This is a genomic window from Caulobacter sp. ErkDOM-E (assembly GCF_048541895.1).
GTDB lineage: Bacteria > Pseudomonadota > Alphaproteobacteria > Caulobacterales > Caulobacteraceae > Caulobacter.
This window is the reverse complement of sequence record NZ_CP183331.1, coordinates 368,236-386,643: the sequence shown is the minus strand read 5'-3', so window position 1 is coordinate 386,643 and position 18,408 is coordinate 368,236. Positions and strand designations below refer to the sequence as shown.

The following is an 18,408-nucleotide window of genomic DNA, read 5'->3' as shown; positions in this document are numbered from 1 at the left end:
CGCAGGAAGGAGCCATCAAATGGCCGACGCTTACATCTTTGACGCCGTGCGCACCCCGCGCGGCAAGGGCAAGAAGGACGGATCTCTGCACGAGATCACCTCGCTGTCCCTGGCCAGCCAGGTCCTGGAAGCCCTCCGTGACCGCAACAATCTCGACACCTCCTATGTCGACGACGTCGTGCTCGGCTGCGTCGCCCCCGTGGGCGAACAAGGTTCGGACATCGCCCGCACCGCCGTGCTGACCGCCGACTATGCCGAGAGCGTGGCCGGCGTGCAGATCAACCGCTTCTGCGCCTCGGGCCTGGAAGCCGTGAACATGGCGGCCGCCAAGGTCGCCTCCGGCGAGGCCCAGTTGGCCATCGGCGGCGGCGTCGAGAGCATGAGCCGCGTGCCCATGGGCAGCGACGGCGGCGCCTGGCCGACCGACCCCTCGTCGGCCTTCAAGACCTATTTCGCCCCACAGGGCGTCTCGGCTGACCTGATCGCCTCGCTGTACGGCTTCTCGCGCGATGACGTCGACGCCTATGCCGTCGAAAGCCAGCGCCGCGCCGCCGCCTCGTGGGCCGACGGTCGCTTCAAGAAGTCGGTTATCGGCGTCAAGGACCAGCTGGGCATCACCATCCTGGACCATGACGAGACCGTGCGCGGCTCCACCACCATGCAAACCCTGGCCTCGCTGAACGCCTCGTTCACGGGCATGGGCGAGATGGCCTTCGACGCCGTGGTCACCCAGCGCTATCCGCAGGTGGAAAAGATCAATCACGTCCACCACGCCGGCAACAGCTCGGGCATCGTCGACGGCGCCGCCGGTGTGCTGATCGGCAGCAAGGAAATGGGCGAGGCCCTGGGCCTGAAGCCCCGTGGCCGCATCAAGGGCGCCGCCTCGATCGGCAGCGAGCCCTCGATCATGCTGACCGGCCCCTCGCTGGTCACCGAGAAGCTGCTCAAGCGCCTGGGCATGGGCGTGAAGGACATCGACCTCTATGAGCTGAACGAGGCCTTCGCCGCCGTCGTCCTGCGCATGATGCAGGCGCTGGACATCCCGCACGACAAGATGAACGTCAACGGCGGCGCCATCGCCATGGGTCACCCCTTGGGCGCCACCGGCGCGATGCTGATCAGCACCATGCTCGACGAACTGGAGCGCTCCGACAAGGAGACCGCCCTGATCACCCTGTGCGTCGGCGCCGGCATGGGCACCGCCACCGTCATCGAACGCGTCTAAGGAGCTAACACCATGGAAAACTTCAAGATCGAGGTCGATTCCGACGGCGTGGCCCTGGTCACCTTCGACGTGCCCGGCCGGACGATGAACACCCTGACCGCTTCGGTGATCAAGGAAATCGGCGACGTCGTCGAGACCATCAAGAGCGACGCCAACATCAAGGGCGCCGTCATCACCTCGGGCAAGACGACCGGCTTCTGCGCCGGCGCTGACCTGGGCGAACTGGGCGGCTCCGGCGGCCTCGGCGGCGGGGCTGGCGGCGAAGAAGGCCTGAAGGCCGCCTTCGAGGCCGGCTTTGCGCTCAACAAGGCGTTCCGCGCCCTGGAAACCTGCGGCAAGCCGGTGGCTGCGGCCATCAATGGCCTGGCCATGGGCGGCGGTCTGGAAATCACCCTGGCCTGCCACTATCGCGTCGTGGCCGATAACCCCAAGATCCAGCTGGCCCTGCCGGAAGCCAAGGTCGGCCTGCTGCCCGGCGCCGGCGGCACCCAGCGTCTGCCGCGCCTGATGGGCGTGATGAACGCCGCGCCCTACCTGCTGGAAGGCAAGTCGATGAAGCCGGCCGAGGCGCTCGCCGCCAAGGTCGTGCATGAAGTCGTGCCCGCCGATCAGGTGGTCGAGGCCGCCAAGACCTGGGTCAAGACCAAGGGCGATCCCGTCGCGCCGTGGGACAAGAAGGACTTCAAGCTGCCCGGCGGCGGCCCCTACAGCCCCGGCGGCAGCCAGGTGTTCGTGATGGGCAACGCCATGCTCCGCAAGAGCACCTATGGCAACTATCCGGCCCAACTGAACATCATGAAGGCGGTCTATGAAGGCACCCAGGTGCCGTTCGACGCCGCCCTGCGGATCGAGACCCGCTACTTCCTCAAGACCATGATGACGCCCCAGGCCAAGGGCATGATCCGCACCCTGTTCCTCTCCCTCCAGGAGCTGGGCAAGGGTTCGGGCCGTCCCGCCGGCGTGCCGCACTATGACGTCAAGAAGGTCGCCGTTCTGGGCGCCGGCATGATGGGCGCGGGCATTGCTTACGTCCAGGCCATGGCCGGCATCGAAAGCGTGCTGATCGACCAGACGCAAGAAGCCGCCGACAAGGGCAAGGGCTACGCTGAAGCCCTGGTCAAGAAGGCCGTCTCGCGCGGCAAGATGACCGCCGAGAAGGGCGAGAAGGTCCTGGCCCTGATCACCCCGACCACCGACTACGCCCTGGTCAAGGGTTCGGATCTGGTGGTCGAGGCGGTGTTCGAAAACCGCGAAGTGAAGGCCGACGTCACCAAGAAGGCCGAAGCCCAGCTGGCCGACACCGCCATCTTCGGCTCCAATACCTCGACCCTGCCGATCACCGGCCTGTCGAAGGCGTCGGTGCGTCCGGCCTCGTTCATCGGCATCCACTTCTTCTCGCCGGTCGACAAGATGGGCCTGGTCGAGATCATCATGGGCGAACAGACCAGCCAGGAAGCCCTGGCCAAGTCGATCGACTACGTCCTGAAGATCAAGAAGACCCCGATCGTCGTCAATGACAGCCGTGGTTTCTACACCAGCCGCTGCTTCGGCACCTTCGTGCAGGAAGGCCTGGAAATGCTGGCCGACGGCATCGCCCCGGCGATCATCGACAATGTCGGTCGCGCCACCGGCATGCCGCGCGGTCCGCTGGAGATGAACGACGACGTCGCTCTGGACCTTGGCTACAAGGTCACCCAGCAGACCAAGAAGGACCTCGGCGACAAGTTCGAGGACCGTCCGTTCGCCCCGATCATCGAAAAGATGGTGGTCGAGCTGGGCCGTTTCGGCCGCAAGAACGGCAAGGGCTTCTACGACTATCCGGAGAACGGTCCCAAGACCCTGTGGAAGGGGCTGTCGGACCTTGCTCCGGTGAAGATCGCGGACGCCGACAAGGCCCTGATCGAGGAGATCCGCACGCGGCTGCTCTATCGCCAGGCCGTGGAAGCCGCCCGCTGCTTCGAGGAAGGCGTCATCGTCGATCCGCGCGAAGCCGATGTCGGCGCGATCCTGGGCTGGGGCTTCGCGCCCTGGACCGGCGGTCCCGTCAGCATGATCGACGGTATTGGCCTGAAAGCCTTCGTCGAGGGCTGCGACGCTCTCGCCCAGAAGTTCGGCACGCGGTTCACGCCGCCCAAGCTGCTGCGCGAAATGGCCGAGAAGGGTGAGACCTTCTACAGCCGCTTCGGCGTCAAGACGAAGGCGGCGGCGTAAAGCTTCCTCCATCGCTGAGACAGGAGAGGGCCCGGCGGCGACGCCGGGCCCTTTTCATTTCAGCGCGGCGATGTTGCGGCCATGCTTGCGCCGCACCCCGTCCCTATCCGTGGCGCTCGTTTTGGACGGGCGAGACAGACACTGATGCCGGCGGCCTTCGCCCTGATCGCCAACAGACCCGCGCCGCAACGACAGGGCCGCGCCACGCCGTGGATCGTGCTGGCCTCAACGATCGCGCACCTGCTGGTGCTGGGCGGCCTGGTCGCCGGCGTCCGGGTCATGCCGCAATGGGTCGAGCCGCCGGTCCTCAGCGTGGAGCTGCTGCGGCCCGTCAGGCCTGACCCGCCGGCGACGTCACCCGTCCGATCCAGGCCCGCGACGCGGACAGCCCCGATCGCCGCGCCGCCCGTCGCCCCGGTCGCGCCCGGGGTCGCCGCGCCGACCGCCCCGCAGACCTCGGCCATCGCCCCGCCCGGCTTCAGGGCGCAGGGCCTCACCGGCGGCGGCCAGGCCCTGCGCGAGACGACCCGCGCCGGACTTGGCTGTCGGAACGCCGATGGGCTGGCCCTGACCAAGGCCGAGCAGACCGTCTGCGACGAGACCCTGGGCGAGAAAAACAAGAACCGTCCGGCGATGTATGCGGCGATCGATCCCGCCAAGAAAGCGGCCTTCGATGGCGACTGCAGGAAGGACGACGACTGGTGCCTCTATCGCACCGGCAAGGGCCCCTATCCGGGGCTCCTGGGTCTGGGCCGAAAGAAGAAGATCAAGAACTGGGACTGAACCATGGCGCTCACAGCGCCGCAGGACTAGGCTTGCCCCATGCGCAACAACCTCACCGGCGACGACCGCGTCCTGCTGGACCGCTATATCGAGAGCGTCCTGCTGCGATTTAACGACAACCGCTACAATCTGGGCGAAGCGACCCAGGAGCTGGCCGAGGCCTTCGTCCGCGTGGCGGCGGGCGAGCCTGACTGGCTGGGCCACATGCGCGGTGTGGTCGAGGCCGGCGACGACGCCTGAGCCACAACGGAAAAGGGCCCCGCCTTGCGGCGGGGCCCCTCGCTCTCCAGCGTTAGATGACGCTTACCAGCTCTTAGTCAGGGTCAGGTAGGCGCGGCGTTCGGCTTCCAGACCAGCGGTCTGCTGCTGACGCGCTTCGATCAGGTTCTGACCGCTGAGCGCCAGGATGAAGCCGTGCTCGAACTGGCGGGCGACGCGACCGCCGACCGAGGCGTAGCCGTCGACCGGGACCAGGGCCGAGGTGGTGCTGTAGCCGTTAAAGCCGCCGACAAAACGCACATAGCCGTCAGCCGACCATGCGCCGCCGTCCCAACCCAGGGCGACATTGCCGCGATAGGCGGGCGTCGTTTGCTCGAAGGCCGTGCCGCGACCCACGGCCGAATAACCGGCCAGCGGCTGGTCTTCAACGTCGGTCCAGGTGTAGTCGGCGCTCCAGTGATAGCCACCTTCGACCGTGCCCGAGGCCGTGAGCTCGACGCCCTTCATCTTCGACTCGCCGATATTGCGATAGCTGATGACCGGCAGCGTGGTCGCAGTCGGGGCGATATCGAGCTGGGTCGAAGAGAGCTGGCCCTTAACATCCTCGGTCTTCTGGACGAACACCGAAGCGCCGATCTTGGCGTTCAGGGCCGGCAGGGCGCGGTCATAGCCGAGCTCATAATTGGTGACGATCGAGGGCTTCAGGGCCGGATTGCCGCTGGCGCCGATGGTGAACGGGCCGATGGCCAGTTTCAGCTGCACGGCGCCGAGGTCAACCAGGGTCGGAACCTGGACGCCCTTGGCGACAGTGGCGCGGATCGAGTCCAGGTCGCTCGGACGATAGACCAGACCCAGATTGTAGCTGGTCTCCTTGATCGAGCGGTCCCAAAGGGCGTTGTTGGCCATCGGGAAAGCGACCGGGAAGACACCCGTACGTTCGAGATCCAGCTTGTCATAGCGGACGGCGGCCGTGGTCGACAGCTTGTCGCTGATCGCCCAGGTCCACATGCCCGAGGCGGCGAGCACGTCATAGGCGATCTGGGCGCCGCCGATCGGCGCGGTATTGACCTCGTTGTGGCGATATTCGCCGCCCACGCGGAAGGTGTGCTTGGCCCCCAGCTTGAACAGGTTCTGGGCGCTGACAACGGTGATTTCGTTGTCGAACTTGGCCAACTGACCGGCGACCATGTGCTTGGCCGCCAGCGTGTTGCGATAGGCCGACAGTTCCAGCGTGCCAAACTTGGTTTCGGACGCCACGCCGGCCTTGACCGAGCTGGTCACATATTTGGTCGGCGAATAGGTATTGTTGGACAGCATCTCGCTGATCTGGACGTTCGACCACGAGCCTTCGACGCGCAGTTCGGTCTTGTCGGTCAACTGGGTCAGAGTGTCGAGATTGGCCGAAACCCGGGCCGGGTCGGTCAGCAGGTTGCTGGCGACGCCGACGGTGTTCTTCCACTCGTCCATCTGAACGGCGCCGGCCGAAAGGCGGGCCGAGAACTTGTCGCCCAGCTTGACGGTCTTGACGGCCGAGATCTCTTGGTGACCGCCGAGACCCGCGCGCACCGTGACCGAGCCGACATTGTCGAACTTCGGGTTGAAGGTGATGATGTTGACGACGCCGCCGACGGCGTTGAAACCGAACAGGGCGCTGTTGGGGCCCTTGACCACTTCGATCTGGCGGATTTCTTCCAGCTGGACCGGCAGGGTCGCCCAGGCGGTATAGCCATAGTGGTCGAGATAGACCTGACGGCCATTGATCAGCACCAGCAGGCGGGGCGACATTGACCGGTCATAGCCACGCACGCTGATGTCGGCGCCGGCAGCGCCGGCGTTGAGCACGTCCAGGCCCGAGACCCGGCTCAGAAGGGTGGGCAGGTCGGTGGCGCCCGAGCGCTTGATGTCGGCGGCGGAGATGATCTCCATGGCCACCGGGGCCTCGGTCGAACGTTGCGGCGAACCGGTGGCGCTGGTGGTGACGGGTTCGTTGAACAGCTGCTCCATGGCGCCGTAGTCGATCGACTGGGCCGAAGCGGCGGTGGCCGAAGCCAGGATGATCAGGCCGACCGAAGCGCCGGCGAAGAGAGTCGTTTTCATGGGTTTGTCTCGTTCGTTCGCTGGGGTCAGACTTCGCGGATCATCATGCGGAAGGCGGCCTTGAAGACCGCGCCGACCGCGGCGGCCGCAGAACGGCTGACCACGATTTCCACCTTGGGATCGGCCGAGACGCTCATCACGCAGGCGCCGCTGGTGACGCAGCCCATGTCCGAACCGATGGTGATGATCTTCTTGCCCTTGGCGGCGGCGCCGACCGGGCCAGCATTGACGCCGGTGGTGATGTAGAGCGCCGCGACGCCCGAGACGCCGGCGACGTCGCCGGCTTCGACAGGCTTGCCCGTGAGGGTCAGGGCGCCGGCGCTCAGTCCGCCGCCGATCGCGGCCATGACCGCATTCTTCTCGGCCACCGAGGCGGGTTTGGACGGATCGAAGACCACGCCGAGCGTGGCTTTGCCCGTCGGGCCGTTTTCAAGGAAGGTGAGCGCGCGGCCCGCGACCTGCAGGTCCTTGGCGGCGTCGGCGTGAGCGCTGATCGGTGCGGCGACGAGCGCGATGGCGCAAAGCACCAGAACGCCAGGCTTGGTCTTTTTCGACATTTCTATTGATCCCCTGCCCGGATTTCTTTCGGGCTTTCCTGCGGGGGACAAAGAACTGGATTAGTAAACAGAGCGTAACTTAGTGTCGCAGAACGGCGTTAGGAGTTTTGATAGAGTAAGTTTTGAGGGGTATCACTTGCTACCCAAAACGGGTTTTAGTGAGATTTGTACAGAAAAGGGATACACGCAACAACTCTATCCAATCTATATGCCGAAGAAATGTGGTTGCGCGATGCATCAGTTATCTACAATTCGCGGCCCACGCGTCACTTTCGTGACGATTGGGCCAGAAGAGCAAAAGATATTCCCGGCCAGGAACTCAGCTTTTCTGGAGAACAATATCTAAAGTGGACATTTTGTCGCATCAGCGTGAAAAACGTCGCAAAGTGGGTGTTTTCAGGTCCGTCCGAGGCGGATTTCGACTCCAACCAGCCAATTCGCCTGTCGAAAAAGACAACCCGACGCCGACCCAGCGTGCCGCCGACACGCTTCTGACCAAAGGAGGGGCCTCAGGCGCGGCCTCGTGAAGCCACGCCCTCGCCTAAACAGGGCTTCTAGAAGAAGCGCTCGCCGATCCGGATGGTGTCGCCCGGGGCGACCGTGACGGTCGGATCCAGTGTCAGTTTCTGCTCTTCGGTCGCGCCGTTGCGCTTGACGAAGACCTGCTTCTTGTCGGCCCGGTAGGTATAGCCGCCCGCTGTGGCGACGGCGTTCATCACCGTCAGGCCCGAGGTGTAGGGATAGGTGCCGGGCTTGCTGACTTCACCCAGGATATAGAACGGGCGGAAGGTCAGAACCTCGGCGCTGACGCGCGGGTCCTTCAGATAGCCGTCGCTCAGCGAGGTCTGCACCGCTTGCTGGAACTGGCTGAGGGTGAGGCCGGCGGCCTTGACCTCTCCGATCAGCGGCAAGGAGACAAGGCCGCTGCCCGTGACGAAGAACTCGCCCGAGAGGGTGGGTTCGCCATAGACGGTGACGCGGACCTTGTCGCTGGATCCCAGCAAATAGGCGCCGTCCTGCGCGGCGGCGGCGGGCGGCGGCGGCTGTCGGGCGTGCGCCGGCGCGGCGCTCAGGGTCCCGAGGACAAGCACACTCGCCAACAGGACAAAGAGCCAATTTAGGTTTCGTCTGACGATAGTCATCGGATTAAAGTCTCTGAATAAGCGTGTCCCTACCTGCGTGTCATGACACGGGCGCACAGCAGCGACAAGCATGCGACTCAAGCGCGACGAGACTTTCGCGCCTGAAGAACGACCGGCGATCCCTCGATCAGGCGAACTGCGGTGAGAACGCCCGTCGCATAGGCTCCCGTATCAATATTAATACGGTCAGGACCGATGAAGGGCTCCTCGTCCGGCGTGTGGCCATGGACGACGACGCAGGGCAGTCGATGAGGTTGCGAGAGAAAGTCGTTTCGGATCCACATCAGATCCTCGGGAGTCTGCCGGTCCAGCGGCACACCGGGCCGCACCCCCGCATGCACGAAGAAGTAGTCGCCATAGGTCGCCGACAGTTCCAGCGCCTGCAGGAACGCCAAGTGACTAGCGGGCACCTGGGTCTGGAAACTGGCCTGGATGTTGCGCCAGGCGTCCTGGTCCACCCGACCGATCGGCCGGGCCACGCCATAGGAGGTCATGGTGTCGGCGCCGCCGAACTCGACCCAGGCCGCGCCGGCCTCGGGATTGTCGAGGAACGACAGCATGGTCTGCTCGTGGTTGCCCATCAGGGCGCGAACCTCGAAGACGCCCTGCTGGGCCGAGGCGGCGGTTAAGGCGATCAGCCGCTCGATGACCCCGCGCGAGGCCGGGCCGCGATCCACATAGTCGCCGACGAACACCAGGACGGGGCGATCATGGCGCCCCAGGGTGGCGAAATCCCGCGCGATCACGTCCAGCAGCTCATCCAGAAGATCCAGATGGCCGTGGATGTCGCCAATCGCATAGACGACGCGCCCCCCCGTCGAGGCGGCGGCCGCCGGGCTGGGTTTAGGCCGGAAAAACTTGAACTTCATCACCTGTCCACTCGGGCGCTTCGACCGCCCACTGAGGCGAGGCGCAACTTGCCTGAGACGGGGAGCTCCATCAACCACCCGCCAGAGAACCTTACCGGGCAATATACCACACTCTAATACTTCACGTTCACCACAGTTATTCGCATATCATTACTCCTAATATCTTAGTTACCATTTGTATTCATTCCCAAATCACCAGTCTTTTTAAGCTGATAATTGGGTCCTAATTGCATTGTTACATCGTCATTAAGGGCGATGTTTCGATGAATATCCGCAAACAACTCACCAAGTTCGCCAGCGTTGCTTTCATTCTGGCCGGCGCCACGGCTGCAAACGCTGAAGCCCGTCCCTTCATGGCGCGCGGCGACACGGTCCAGGCCCCTCCGGGCTTCACATTTATGTGCGAGCGCGACCAAACGGCCTGCGAAACGGCCGTCGCGATGGTCGCCCCGACCTCCCCCCTGGCGATGTCGGCCCTCAGCACCTCGTCGCTGGGCCGGACCTGGCCGATGGCCATGGCCGCCGCCGAGCGCCAAGCTTCCGACACCGCCCAGGACGCCGCCGAGCTGGGCCTGATCATGATTGAAACCCTGCAGGCCTACCGGCCCGAGGCCGTCGAGGATTTCCTGCCCGCCGGCGTTCTCCGCCCCGTCGCCCCCACCCCGACCGTCGCCCCGGTCGTGCTGGCCGCCGGCCCGGCCCAACTGGGCAAGGGACAGCTGAAGCTGATCACCAGCATCAATCGCGACGTGAACCGCGAAGTTCAAAAGGCCAACGACTTCGATCTCTATGGCATGCCGGAGTACTGGACCCTGCCGCAGGTCGTCGACGGCAAGATGTATGGCGACTGCGAGGACTATGCCCTGGAAAAGCGCCGCCGCCTGATCGAGGCCGGCGTGTCCGCCGAAGCCCTGTCGATGGCTGTTGTCGTTACCCGCCGCGGCGAGCGTCATGCGGTTCTGGTTGTGGCGTTCGAGACCGGCGATGTGGTGCTGGACAACCTGACCCCGTGGCCCACCCCGTGGGCCGACCTCGGCTATACCTGGATCCAGCGTCAGGTCGCCGGCTCCAACGCCTGGACCACCGTCAGCTAGATGTGAGCCTTTGGAGAGCTGGGGCCCCGGCCCGCGCCAAGGCTACGCTCGCGATTAGGACGCCAGGATAGGGCTCCGGGCGCGACCCCGGAAGGAAACCCATCGCAATAGCCGCTCCCGCCATGGGGGAGCCAAACTGCGACGCCAGACAGCGAAAAGCCCCGGAGCGTGCTCCGGGGCTTTTCGCTGTCTGGCGGGCTGGGGTGGCGGCTAGACCGCCAGGCGGATCGCCTCAATCGCCACAATCCAGAAGCCTGCAGAGACGACGGCAGCCAACAGCCATCCGATGGCGCGGGGCAGGCGCCTGCCGCCTGCGACAGGGGTCCCCGTGACGGCGTGCATCGCGGAAAGATTGGCCGGGATCATCGACATGGTGTTGCTCCTGTGCGGCCCAGCCTAGGGAGCGAGCGCTAAATTCGCGCTAACGAACAGCGTTTATGCAGCGCTAACGCTATCTATAGTTAACCGGCGGTTTAGAAGTGACGCCGGCGCCGCAGTGCGATAAATGAACTGTGGACGGCCCGGGTCTGTTTCTCGGGCCAGCGCATGATGGGGATCAGCGGTGAGTGGGGGCTGGAGCACGGAAGTTCTGAAGCGCGAGCCCGCAACCTTTCTGCCGCGGGTCGCCGTAGATCCGATGAAACGTCTCTGTGACGTTCTTGCGTCGACTTTACTACTGATCTTCTTTTTGCCGGTGCTTTTGCTGGCCGCACTGCTTATCCGGCTGGAATCGCGCGGCCCGGCCCTGTTCCGCCAGACGCGCGGCGGCCTCAATGGCAAGACCTTCACCATCTACAAGCTGCGCTCGATGCGCTGCGAAGAGAACGGCGACACCGTCGTGCAGGCCAAGCGCGACGACGATCGCGTCACCCGCATCGGCAAGATCATCCGCGCCACCAGCATCGACGAGCTTCCCCAGTTGCTGAACGTCCTCAAGGGCGACATGTCCCTGGTGGGCCCTCGTCCCCACGCTCAGGCGCATGACGCCTATTATGGCGCGCTGATCCCGGCCTATCAGATGCGCTTCCAGGCGCGCCCGGGCCTGACGGGCCTGGCCCAGATCAAGGGCCTGCGCGGCGCCACCAACGACCTGGACGACATGTCCAGCCGCGTGAAGGCCGATATTGACTATATCGATAACTGGTCGCTGCTGACCGACCTGCGCATCATGCTCCTGACCGTTCCACATCTGTTGCTGGCCGAGAACGCCTACTAGGGCGCACGCGTCCCAAGCAGCGGTTCCAGCGACCCGCCGAAGTCACCAAGAGTGGTAGCAATTGGTCCGCCACGTTGGTTGAACTCTGTCTTCTCGAATCCAAAAGCCAAAGTTCAGATGGCGCCGTGCGCCTGAAGGCCTGAGAACGGCCGTCTAACTTTCCCTGACACGCCGTCGTCGCAACAGCGGTTAGCGGACCGGCGGCGGCTCCGCCCGCAGCACGGCGATCTGGAGGGCCATGCCAATCCGCCCAGTCGGATTGTACAAGGCGTTGGCCATGGCGATGAAGCGCTTGGGCTGCCTCTGACGCCGCCACTCGGTCTGGAACTGATAGATCGCAGACTGCCGGCCGGCAGTGCTGAGCTCTCCCCAGCGCTCATAGGCGAACATCGTCCGGCGGCTAAAGAGGCTGGTCTGCAGAGGCGCCACCGCGAAGGAATGCTCAAGGGCCAGGTTGGAGGCCTCCTGACGCCCCAGGGCGGCGTCCACTGCGGCGCGGCGCAACCAGGCGGCGCCCGAGGCGGGGCGCAGGCCGACCTCGCGCGCGCTGAGACGATCCAGGCGATCCAGTTCGGCCGCGTCAGGCCTGGCCTGAGCGAGCCCTGTCTCTATGCGGCGCGCCAGAGCCTCGGCCGGAGCGGTGGGCCAGGCGGTGAGATCACCGCCAAATCGCGAGGCCAGCATGGGCGCCGTCACCAGGACCGAGGCCAACATGACAGCGCCCGCTGCGACGCCGGCTCCCCATGAGATCCGTGGGTCAGGCGATCGCGCCAGGCCCGGTCCAGCCGCCATCGATCCGACGACGCCGAGGATGAGGACCGCCAGCGCCTGGATGGCCGGAACCTGCAGCGCGAAATCGGTCACGCCATGCAGCAGGAAAACCAGGGCTGCACAGGCCGTGGCCCTGGCCCAGGTCGCGGTCGTGCCTTCGCGCAGGCCGCCGCGCAGGATCGGCCAGATCAGAACGAGGAACAGCAGCGCCATGACAACCGCGCCGACAACCCCGCCCTCCTCCAGCCACTGGAGGTAGAGATTGTGGACGGCGCGGACGTCGAACAGCACGCGCAGGTTTTCCTGGGTCGCCACCAGCTGGTTGACGGTCGGGAACGAACCCAGACCGAATCCGAACCAGGGCGAGGACTGGAAGGCCTCCCAGTGCGGCGCGAGGATCGCGGCGCGAATCGACATATCCCGTTCAGTGTTGTTGAGCCGTTCGGCGACCAGTTCGGTGCTTCGCAGACTCAGGGCCCCGATCACCAGGAGCAGGGCCATAGCCCCCAGTCCGGCGACCACGCGGAAGCGTTGACGCTGGGCGATCGCCTCACCGACCAGCATCAGGCCCAGGCCGACCAGGGTCGCGGCGAGGCCCGCGCGGGAAGCTGTGAGAAGCAGGGCAGCCAGCAGCACGCCGACAATGGCCAGGCAGGCCACGGCCTCGGGATCGCCGCGCCTGAGCATGGCCAGGCCCCGTTGACGGCGAACCCGATTGGCGGTGGCGGCGACAGCCAGCAGTAAACCACCGCCAAACACCGTAGCGGCGCTGTTGGGGCCTAGCAGGGTCGCGGCGAGACGTGTCGAGCGGCGCAGGCCGACGTGATCCAAGAAGGCCAGGGTGGCATAAACGCCGACCGCCATGACTGCGATCCGCAGGAACCAGCGTCCCCGGGCTTCGGAAACGCCGATAATCCGCGCCGCCACGAACAGGCAGGCCAGGCCGAGAAGCTGGACCAGGTTGAGCCAGACGGCGGAGCGATCCACGGTGATGGCGCCCGGGCGCTCGGGTACATAGGCCCAGACGGGATGGGCGCCGCCTGGCGCCCAGGGGCTGAGCGCCCAAAGGACCGCGAGCAACAACAGCCCGAAAAGCGGGATCTGGATCGCTATGCCTCGCAGCCGCGCCAGATCGCGTCTGGCCCAGCGGCAGGTGGCCAGGAGACCGATCAGGAAGGCCGCATAGACGCCGCTGAACAGGCAGGCCGTAGAGATCTCGCTGGCGCCGAAGGCGATGACCGCCATGAAGACCAGTCCGAGAAGAACGCCGACGGCGACCTTCTCGGACGTGGCCAGGCGACGGACAGCGCCGCGGCCAGCGCGGGCGGGCGACGCCGCCGCAGCCGGCCGAGCCCGCGTCTTAGTCGGCATAGTACTTACGGTAGCTCTTGTAATAGTAGTCGGCGCCGCCGTAGCCGTAGCGGGTCTGAGCCTTCAGATCGACCTGGGTCAGGGCAAGACCCGCCAGGAAGACGCCTCGGCCGTGCAGCAGGCCGATGGCCGCCGTGATGGCCTTGACCGGGGTCTTCTTCCAGCGCGCCAGCATGACGACCGCGTCGGTGTGCGGCGCGAGGATGCGGGTGTCGGCAATGGCCAGCAGGGGCGCGGTGTCGAGCAGCACCACGTCGAAGCGATTACGCAACTCGCCGAGCAGGCGGAGCATGGCGGGCGAGCCCAGGACGTCGCGCGGCGTATAGGCCGACTTGGTCAGAGCCAGGACCTTGGCGCCGCTCGGATCGGAGATCAAAGCCTCATCAAGGGTGCAGACACCGTTCAGCACCTCGAGAAGACCAAGCTTCGGAACTTCCGGCAGGAAGCGATTAATGGCGCTCTGACGCAGATCGCAGTCAACGATGATCACGTTGGCGCCCGAGGTGGCCAGGGTGCGGGCCAGGGAGAAGGTGGTGGTGGTCTTGCCCTCGCCCGGCAGGGACGAGGTGACCGCGATGACTTTCACGGCCTCGCCGACCTTCGAGTAGAGGATGGCCGCCCGAAGCTTGCGGAAGCTCTCGGCGAAGGTCGAAAGCGGCTTGGCCAACAGGTAGTCCGGCGGGCTCATGTCCCGCGCCAGCTTGGCGTCATCGATCGCCGAGCTCAGCAGCGGGATCGACCCCAGATACGGCAGACCGATACGACGCTCGACCTCGTCTTCGGTGAAGATACCCGCCATCAGGATCTCGGCCAGCACCACCGACGCAGCGCCTGCGCCCAGGGCCAAAACCAGACCCAGGGCCAAGTTCAGCGAAGGCTTGGGATAGCTGGGAGCCGTCGGGATCTTGGCGCGCGACACCACGCGAGCGTCGGCCTGTTCGATGCCCTGGCTGCTGGAGGTCTGCTTGAAACGGGCCAGCAGGGACTCATAGAGCGTGCGGACGGACTCGGCCTTGCGCTCCAGTTCGTTCAACCGGATGCTGGCGCGGTTATTGCCCGCCAGGGCGCCCTTGGACGCCGAGACGCTGCCGGCCATGGAGCCCGTGCGCTGACGCGCGACCTGGGCCTGGGCTTCCAGGTTGGAGATGATGCGGCGGATTTCGGCCTGGATCTGGCCGTCGATGTCCGTCAGTTCGCGCTTGGCCTTGAGCAGGTCCGGGTGGCGATCGCCATAGCGGCCGCTCATGTCGGCCACCTTGGCGCTCTGCTCGGCGCGCTGTTTGCGCAGTTGCTGAACGACAGGCGAATTCAGCGACTCGCCAACGTCTTCACCGGTGCTGCCGCGGGCCAGCTGGTTGCGGGCGATGTTGAGGCGGGCGTCGGACTCGGCCTGCTGGGCGCGGGCCGAAGCCAGCTGCTGGTTCAGGCCCGAGATCTCCTGCTCGGTCAGGGTCGCGCCCTCGGCGCTCATCAGATTGTTGGCGATCTTGTATTGCTGGACGGCGGCCTCGGCCACCTGCAACTGGTCGCGCAGCTCGGCGACACGAGTGTCGAGCCACTCATTGGCCTTGGCCGTTGCGTCGAACTTGGCCTCGAGCTGTTCGGTCAAATAGAGATCGGCGAAGGCGTTGGCGATCTTGGCCGACTCTTCGGGATTGGTGTGGGTGTACTCGACCGAGATCAGATAGGTCAGGCCGGAGCGGCGAACCTTCAGGCCCTCGAGAAGATTGTCGACGACCTTTTCCTGCTGGCGCTGAGCCTCTACGGAGCCGACGACGGCGGTCGGAGCGACCACCTTCTTGACCCAGGGCAACCACGACCCGACGCCCTTGGCGCCGGGGGCGTTGGGATTGAAGTAAGGATCCTGCGTCAGCTTCAGCTGCTTGACCACGCGAGCAGCCAGGGACCTGGATTTCAGGACCTCCACCTCGGTGTCGACCACCGAGGAATCCGCCGGCAGACCCGACAGAACCGCGCTCATGTCTGCGACCTGCTCCTTGCGGACGTCCAGCATGACCTGGGCGGTCGCCGTGTAGCGCGGCGTTTCCTGCAGGGTGTAGAGCAGCACCGCCACGAACACCGCCAGGGCGACGGCCGCGAAGAGGCGCAGCCGGCGGCGGAAGGTGGCGATTGCGATGTTCAGATCAAAAGACATCGCTCCGGCGCTAAGCGCCGGAGCGTGTTGAGTCTCGAAGGAAGAGCCGTCCATGGGTACTCTCAATGGGGGCCCTTCTCGGACCTAGAAAGTCCTTCTACAGCGAGAAGGGTAACCTAGAACTGAAGAGCGACCGAAGCGGCGATCTTGTTGTCCGAGAACGACGAGGCCTTGGCCGCGCCGGACGAGTCCTGCTTCAGGTAGGTGTAGGTCAGGAACAGACCGACATTACGGTTCAGCAGATAGGTGCCCGTGGCGTTGAAGCCGGTACGCTTGTCGTCCCGATCGATGAACGCATACTTGTCCTTGCCGTAGCTGGCCGAGGCCGAGAGCAGGACATTGCGCATCAGTTCGTGATCGATGCCGACCGAGGCGCTGTTGGCGATATAGCCACCCGAATTCGCGGCCACGGAGTCTTCGATGGAGCGCGAGGCGGCGACGTTCAGCGTCGTCAGTTCAGTCGGGAACCATTCGACGCGACCCTTGGCGTTGAAGCCATCAAGATCGGCGTAGTGGTCATAGGTCTGCTCCATGTAGCCGGCTTCGACTTCACCGCGAACCGATTGCGACAGGTCGAAGTTGGCGCCGACCGAGGCGACATAGCCTTCGGAGTCGCGCGCGCGGTTGGCGACGATGGCGGTGACACCCGGCGAAGCCAGGCGGCCCAGGGTGTCGACGTCATAGGACTTGGTGTTGCCAACCAGCGAGGCGAAGATAGCGGTGTCGGGGCTGAGGGCGTATTCGGCCTTGCCGCCGTAGTAGAACTCGTCGCGATCGCGGGTGTTCTGATTGAACGCGCCGCCCTGGTCGTCATAGTCGAACTTCTTGGCGTCCAGCTTGCCGGTCAGGCGAAGGCGGTTGAATTCCTTCACGGCGGTCAGGTTTTCCGACCACAGGTAATATTCGACCGGCTTTGCGGTCGCGCCAGCCGGCGTACCGGCGGTGATCGCCGAACGGGGCTCGACCAGGTTCTGCCATTGGGCCGACGCGGAGATGTAGGTCCCGCGCTCGACATCGAGGCGACCGTTCAGGCCGAGGGTGTATTCCTCGCTATTTTCGGTGTCGAAGTCCGAATAGCGGTTCACCGAAGCGGAGGCGAAAGCGCCCAGGGCGTTGCGCGACCAGTTCGAACGGGCCGCCACTTCCGGCTTGACCCGCCAGATCGCGTCGGACTGTTCGCCCGTCGCAACGGCGTAGATGTTGTCGTCATTCACGGCCTCAACGGTCACGCGCGGATACAGCGTGAAACCGCCCGCCTTCATGCCGACGGCTTCATAGTCCGGACGGGGGCGCTGACGAACACTGGTGTTCTTGTCGCGCTTGAAGTTCGAGCCCAGATCCTGGGCCACGGAAACGGCGGGAACCGCCGCCATGAGCGCGGCCGCTACGGCCGCTGTCGTCAGAATTCGCATATCGTATATCCCCACCTCAAGGCGCCTAAGAACGCCCGTCAGATCCAAACACAAACAAAGAGCAAAGAGGGCGAGCCTGGCCCGCCCTCTCCTCTAACTTAACCGCAATAGGCGGCGACAACGCCCGCGCAAGGGTCGAAGGGCGCCACAACGATCGTGGTCGGCGCCGCAGCATCGGGCGTTCCGCCCGGAGTTGCGGTGTTCTGCAGGTTCGTCAGAACGCTCACGGTCTGCTGAGTGGTGACGGAGCCGGTCGACGCCGTCGCCGTGGTCGTCGGAGGGGGGGCGGCGGCCACTTGCGCGACAAACGCCGGGGCGACATCAGCGGCGATCGAAACAGCCAGCCCAGCGGGAATGACGTTGGTGCTGACGGCCGTGGTCAAGGCGGCGGCCATAACCGATGGCTCGGCGCCGGAAGCAGCCAACGCCGTCTGGATGGCCGCCTTCAGCGCAGCAGCCTTGGCATTGGCGCTCAGAGCGGCGAAGCCTGGTCGTGCGGCGGCCGTGCGCGCAGCGGCCGCGATGACCGTCTGGAGCGACGCAGCGGTCGGGGCGGCGGGGGCGGGGGCGGGCGGGGTTTGAGCCCAAACCGAACCACCCATCGGGCCGGCGATGATCGCCAGACCCAGCACAATGGCGCTCGTGAGACGCGTTGACATGGCGACCTTCCAAAAAAATCGATTAAGAGTTCGGAAACCTATACTGCAAGAGCGAACAGCGCTCCAGCAACTTTTTGCAAGTCTAGGGCGAGACAGCCAAAGATGCGTGCATCTGCAGCCAGCCAGCCATTTTTTTGAGCGAAAATCAGCACTTCCGGCTACATCGTCGGCGAAACACGAAGACTCCGCTGTGCGAAACCGCACAACAAGAAGCTCAACCCGTCCGATTATTCACGCATCAGGCGAGATCCGGGAGCCTTGCGAATATTATCGGACGCCCGAGCGACATAATTACCACAGATTTAACGACCCGCTAGGGGACTCGAGCAGAGTCACGGCCGTCGACGCTTGAGTTGCCGCAGAGCCCGCAGCAGAGGGCGCTCAATGCTGGGCCAGATCAGAAGGGCTATGAAGCCCAGGATGACAGTTGCGGCCAACAGCACGAGATCAACCCCTTATTGCGGTCCGGGTAACAGTCTTTCGTGACAATTAACCATGCGCTCAAGCCTGACCACGAAAGAGTCGCGACGTCTCAACACAACGCACATGCAGCACGCAGTTCAGGGGCCTTTGTGGCGCGCATTGGGCGTTTCACAACCAACGCCATAGCCCGCACCGGCCGGCGGA

The 18,408-nt window shown here is 64.9% G+C and carries 15 protein-coding genes; 6 read left to right on the top strand and 9 right to left on the bottom strand.

Going from position 1 to position 18,408, the window contains the following annotated elements; translation table 11 throughout:
* The first annotated feature begins 19 nt into the window (after window positions 1-19).
* The 4 genes from ACN2C7_RS01935 (at window position 20) to ACN2C7_RS01920 (ending at window position 4,459) form a co-directional block, all read left to right on the top strand.
* Entirely contained in the window at window positions 20-1,225 is a 1,206-nt protein-coding gene (locus ACN2C7_RS01935; RefSeq protein WP_419253214.1) for an acetyl-CoA C-acetyltransferase, read from the top strand.
* Window positions 1,226-1,237: 12 nt separating this feature from the next.
* Window positions 1,238-3,436 (top strand): 3-hydroxyacyl-CoA dehydrogenase NAD-binding domain-containing protein, encoded by a 2,199-nt coding sequence (locus ACN2C7_RS01930; protein WP_419319517.1) that lies wholly within the window; start codon window positions 1,238-1,240, stop codon window positions 3,434-3,436.
* A gap of 144 nt (window positions 3,437-3,580) precedes the next feature.
* Window positions 3,581-4,219 carry a hypothetical protein gene (locus ACN2C7_RS01925; RefSeq protein WP_419319516.1) on the top strand — a complete coding sequence of 213 codons (639 nt, stop codon included), beginning with the start codon at window positions 3,581-3,583 and terminating at the stop codon, window positions 4,217-4,219.
* 39 nt (window positions 4,220-4,258) lie between these two features.
* Window positions 4,259-4,459, top strand: coding sequence for a hypothetical protein (locus tag ACN2C7_RS01920; RefSeq protein WP_419319515.1), 201 nt, complete (start codon window positions 4,259-4,261; stop codon window positions 4,457-4,459).
* A 63-nt stretch (window positions 4,460-4,522) separates the two neighbouring features.
* Here the strand turns inward: ACN2C7_RS01920 and ACN2C7_RS01915 are convergent, their stop codons facing one another.
* From ACN2C7_RS01915 to ACN2C7_RS01900, 4 genes are all read right to left on the bottom strand, one after another.
* Entirely contained in the window at window positions 4,523-6,535 is a 2,013-nt protein-coding gene (locus tag ACN2C7_RS01915; protein ID WP_419319514.1) for a TonB-dependent receptor plug domain-containing protein, read from the bottom strand.
* A gap of 26 nt (window positions 6,536-6,561) precedes the next feature.
* Entirely contained in the window at window positions 6,562-7,092 is a 531-nt protein-coding gene (locus ACN2C7_RS01910) for a hypothetical protein (protein ID WP_419319513.1), read from the bottom strand.
* Window positions 7,093-7,646: 554 nt separating this feature from the next.
* Window positions 7,647-8,234 carry a polysaccharide biosynthesis/export family protein gene (locus ACN2C7_RS01905; protein WP_419319512.1) on the bottom strand — a complete coding sequence of 196 codons (588 nt, stop codon included), beginning with the start codon at window positions 8,232-8,234 and terminating at the stop codon, window positions 7,647-7,649.
* A 77-nt stretch (window positions 8,235-8,311) separates the two neighbouring features.
* Complete coding sequence (locus tag ACN2C7_RS01900; protein WP_419319511.1) at window positions 8,312-9,103, bottom strand: metallophosphoesterase family protein; 792 nt, start codon at window positions 9,101-9,103, stop codon at window positions 8,312-8,314.
* Between the two features lie 263 nt (window positions 9,104-9,366).
* On the opposite strand from ACN2C7_RS01900, the gene ACN2C7_RS01895 reads away from it, so the two are divergent.
* Window positions 9,367-10,197, top strand: coding sequence for a transglutaminase-like cysteine peptidase (locus ACN2C7_RS01895; protein WP_419319510.1), 831 nt, complete (start codon window positions 9,367-9,369; stop codon window positions 10,195-10,197).
* A gap of 210 nt (window positions 10,198-10,407) precedes the next feature.
* Here the strand turns inward: ACN2C7_RS01895 and ACN2C7_RS01890 are convergent, their stop codons facing one another.
* Window positions 10,408-10,569, bottom strand: a complete 162-nt coding sequence (locus ACN2C7_RS01890) for a hypothetical protein (protein ID WP_419319508.1) — start codon at window positions 10,567-10,569, stop codon at window positions 10,408-10,410.
* Between the two features lie 265 nt (window positions 10,570-10,834).
* On the opposite strand from ACN2C7_RS01890, the gene ACN2C7_RS01885 reads away from it, so the two are divergent.
* A complete protein-coding gene (locus ACN2C7_RS01885; RefSeq protein ID WP_419319507.1) occupies window positions 10,835-11,413 on the top strand; it encodes an exopolysaccharide biosynthesis polyprenyl glycosylphosphotransferase in 579 nt (192 codons plus the stop codon).
* A 189-nt stretch (window positions 11,414-11,602) separates the two neighbouring features.
* On the opposite strand, the gene ACN2C7_RS01880 is transcribed toward ACN2C7_RS01885, so the two are convergent.
* The 4 genes from ACN2C7_RS01880 to ACN2C7_RS01865 all read right to left on the bottom strand — a co-directional run bounded on the left by ACN2C7_RS01880 (window position 11,603) and on the right by ACN2C7_RS01865 (window position 17,781).
* Window positions 11,603-13,555, bottom strand: coding sequence for an O-antigen ligase family protein (locus ACN2C7_RS01880; RefSeq protein WP_419319506.1), 1,953 nt, complete (start codon window positions 13,553-13,555; stop codon window positions 11,603-11,605).
* The gene (locus ACN2C7_RS01875) at window positions 13,545-15,764 is read right to left on the bottom strand and encodes a GumC family protein (RefSeq protein WP_419319505.1); all 2,220 of its coding nucleotides are present in this window, start codon (window positions 15,762-15,764) and stop codon (window positions 13,545-13,547) included. Before ACN2C7_RS01875 ends, ACN2C7_RS01880 begins: the two co-directional genes overlap by 11 nt.
* Before the next feature lie 62 nt (window positions 15,765-15,826).
* On the bottom strand, window positions 15,827-17,122 hold the full coding sequence (locus ACN2C7_RS01870) for an outer membrane beta-barrel protein (RefSeq protein ID WP_419319504.1): 1,296 nt from the start codon (window positions 17,120-17,122) through the stop codon (window positions 15,827-15,829).
* Window positions 17,123-17,220: 98 nt separating this feature from the next.
* The gene (locus ACN2C7_RS01865) at window positions 17,221-17,781 is read right to left on the bottom strand and encodes a hypothetical protein (protein WP_419319503.1); all 561 of its coding nucleotides are present in this window, start codon (window positions 17,779-17,781) and stop codon (window positions 17,221-17,223) included.
* Window positions 17,782-18,408 lie beyond the last annotated feature (627 nt).